The sequence below is a fragment of the Flavobacterium cyanobacteriorum genome, assembly GCF_002251835.1.
Lineage (GTDB): Bacteria > Bacteroidota > Bacteroidia > Flavobacteriales > Flavobacteriaceae > Flavobacterium > Flavobacterium cyanobacteriorum.
This window is the reverse complement of record NZ_NOXV01000117.1, coordinates 1-3,362: the sequence shown is the minus strand read 5'-3', so window position 1 is coordinate 3,362 and position 3,362 is coordinate 1. Positions and strand designations below refer to the sequence as shown.

The 3,362-nt window shown below is 37.7% G+C and carries 3 protein-coding genes; all 3 read left to right on the top strand.

The features are described from left to right. Window positions 1-1,203 (top strand): hypothetical protein (locus CHU92_RS15735; RefSeq protein ID WP_165764560.1); only part of this gene is annotated, 1,203 nt, incomplete at its 5' end. Between the two features lie 172 nt (window positions 1,204-1,375). After that, window positions 1,376-2,887 (top strand): F0F1 ATP synthase subunit beta, encoded by a 1,512-nt coding sequence (atpD, locus tag CHU92_RS01460; protein ID WP_094411880.1) that lies wholly within the window; start codon window positions 1,376-1,378, stop codon window positions 2,885-2,887. Window positions 2,888-2,965: 78 nt separating this feature from the next. Next, the gene (locus CHU92_RS01455; protein ID WP_094411878.1) at window positions 2,966-3,250 is read left to right on the top strand and encodes a F0F1 ATP synthase subunit epsilon; all 285 of its coding nucleotides are present in this window, start codon (window positions 2,966-2,968) and stop codon (window positions 3,248-3,250) included. Window positions 3,251-3,362 lie beyond the last annotated feature (112 nt).

Below are 3,362 nucleotides of genomic sequence, written 5' to 3'. Positions count from 1 at the left end.
TCAAATAAAAAACCGTCTCAAAATTTAAGTATTGAGACGGCTTCATTTTTATTTCCAGGAGTTTTATTTAGAAGATTTTATTATACAGGGCAGTTTAGCAGACAATTTAATCATGGAAATCTGCTTGAAAGGTTTTTATGGACTTTATTTTGTGGGGTGACAAGCTTAACTGTTTTTGGTTTGCTTTTCTATTTTCTAAATTCTTATTTTGGCTTTGAATTATTGCATAATATTACATTCGATTCAATATGTAATATTTTTTCTAGCTTAGGAACTAATCAATATCCAAATGAATTTACGGATGCTAATAAATTGATAGAATTTGGAATTCTTCTTCTATTTATATACTTCTTTTCAGGTGTATCAGGAGCATTTGGTCACTACATAGTACGAATTTTAAGATTCGATGTGAATTTTTCAACCTTAAAATTTAACAATGAGTGGCTGTATCTGATTGAAGCAAATAAATTAAATGGAATAAAGCGTAAGAGGTTTGACGATTATCTGACATTCATAGATATTCTTGTTCTTCATAAAGATAAGGAAGAACTTTATAGAGGCGTTTATAAGGGTTTTATCTTCGATAAAGAAAATAAACTGGAAAACATTATTTTAAGCAATGCTTCCAAATTTATTCCTATTATAAAGGAAGAGAATGAACCCAAAATCGAAGCTTTAAAAAATTTAGCTGAAACTAAACCAGAGCAGTATAGTGTTCACAATGATTTCCCAGACAAAATAATATTCAAAAAAAATATTGAAGGTAATTTACTAGTGGTGCCGGCTGAAAATATTTTAAATGTTAATTTAACCTACGTTAATTATTTTAATAGATATAATTCATCAAGAATTACATTATTAAGATTAATGTATTTTTTACTGTTCATTTGTTTTGCTATATTATTCTTAATCCCATTTATTAAGATAGACAATTTTTATATTAAAAGTTTTTGGAGTAAGACCGCGTTTGCTATCACAACCTCCTTTGTGCTTATATTTATTTTTGGTGTATTAAAAGATGTTATAATTTCCGCTCCAGGATTAAAGAAAAAAGCAATACAAGGTATCGTTTTTGTTATACATTTTTCAATTTTTTATTTGGGTATATTTGATATTTTAAGTGTTGGAACAACAATATTAGTTTTTATTGGCACAATTTTAATCATGGGTTTGATAACTCAAAAATCAGAAAGCAAAAGATGAGTCGTTATCAAATAAATTACAGATTGATAAAAAAGATGGTTCTCACAATACTTTCTTTACAAAAAACACAAAATTAAAATTGCATATTTCCCATATAAAAAACTATCTTTGCACTCGAAAAAAAACCCTTTTTTCGCGAAACATAAATAGCTGTTTAATAAATACATAAGCAATGTCTAAAGGAATAGGAAAAGTTGCACAGATTATCGGGCCGGTAGTTGACGTGGTGTTTAACACTCAAAACGCTGAGCTTCCAAAGATTTATGATTCATTAGAAATCACTAAGAACGACGGTTCAAAACTGGTTCTTGAAGTACAGTCGCACGTGGGCGAAAACACCGTTCGTACCATCTCTATGGACTCTACTGACGGTTTGAGCAGGGGCCAGGAAGTGGTAGCTACAGGAGCGCCTATACAGGTGCCGATAGGTGCTGACGTTTTCGGGCGTTTGTTTAATGTTATAGGTGACGCTATTGACGGCCTGGACAATTTGCCTAAAGCAGGCGAGAACGGATTGCCAATCCACCGTCCTGCCCCAAAATTTGAAGACCTTTCAACTTCATCAGAAGTTTTATTTACAGGTATCAAAGTTATCGACCTTATTGAGCCTTATGCAAAAGGTGGTAAGATCGGTCTTTTTGGTGGTGCCGGTGTAGGTAAAACGGTATTAATCCAGGAGTTGATCAACAATATTGCAAAAGGCCACGGTGGTCTTTCCGTTTTTGCCGGTGTAGGCGAAAGGACGCGTGAGGGTAACGACCTTATGCGCGAAATGCTTGAATCAGGCATTATAAAATATGGTGAAGAGTTTATGCACTCTATGGAAAACGGCGGTTGGGACCTTAGCAAGGTTGACAAGGCCGGCATGAGGGAGTCAAAAGCTACTTTCGTGTTCGGGCAGATGAACGAGCCGCCGGGAGCACGTGCACGTGTAGCCCTTACAGGCCTTACTATTGCTGAGTATTTCCGTGACGGTGCCGGAGACGGGCAGGGCAAAGACGTTCTTTTCTTTGTTGACAATATCTTCCGTTTTACCCAGGCAGGTTCAGAGGTATCGGCGCTATTGGGCCGTATGCCTTCAGCGGTAGGTTACCAGCCAACACTTGCTACCGAGATGGGTGCCATGCAGGAACGTATCACCTCAACTAAAAAAGGTTCAATTACATCAGTACAGGCGGTATATGTACCCGCGGACGACTTAACTGACCCGGCGCCGGCTACTACATTTGCCCACCTTGATGCTACAACAGTACTTTCACGTAAAATTGCCGAGCTTGGTATTTACCCTGCGGTTGACCCTCTTGACTCAACTTCAAGGATACTTTCTCCTTACATACTTGGTGATGAGCACTACAACTGCGCACAAAGGGTTAAAGAAATACTTCAGCGCTACAAGCAGCTGCAGGACATTATCGCGATCCTTGGTATGGAAGAGCTTAGCGAGGAAGATAAGCTTGTGGTGGCACGCGCACGCCGTGTACAGCGTTTCCTTTCGCAGCCATTCCACGTAGCGGAGCAGTTTACAGGTATCCCGGGCGTACTGGTTAATATTAAAGACACCATTAAGGGCTTTAACATGATCATGGATGGCGAGCTTGACCACCTGCCGGAAGCGGCCTTTAACCTTAAAGGTACTATTGAAGACGCTATTGAGGCCGGTGAGAAAATGTTAGCTGAAGCGTAAAACCAGTTGATGGTTGATGGTTAATAGTTGCCGGAAGGCACAACAACCAACAACCGGCAACCAATAACTTTAAATACTATGGTATTAGAAATAGTTTCGCCGGAAGGACATTTATATAAAGGCGGTGTTACTTCGGTAACTGTACCCGGCATAAATGGTGAATTCCAGATGTTGAACAACCACGCCAATATAGTATCAATACTGGCTGCGGGAACCATTAAGATAGGCGTATCTGATTTTAAGGCCAATGCTGAATTTTCGGCTAAGTTTACCAAATCAGACAAGGACCAGAAGTTCCTTTTGCCTATAAAAGCAGGTACCCTGGAAATGAAAGATAACAAAATTATAATTTTAGTAGACTAAGGTTTACTTATAAATAAAATTAAAAACCCTCTTCGGAAACGGTGAGGGTTTTTTTATTAATATTGTGTTAAGTACACGACAAAAATTGTATTAAATTAATTTCCAGCTTATT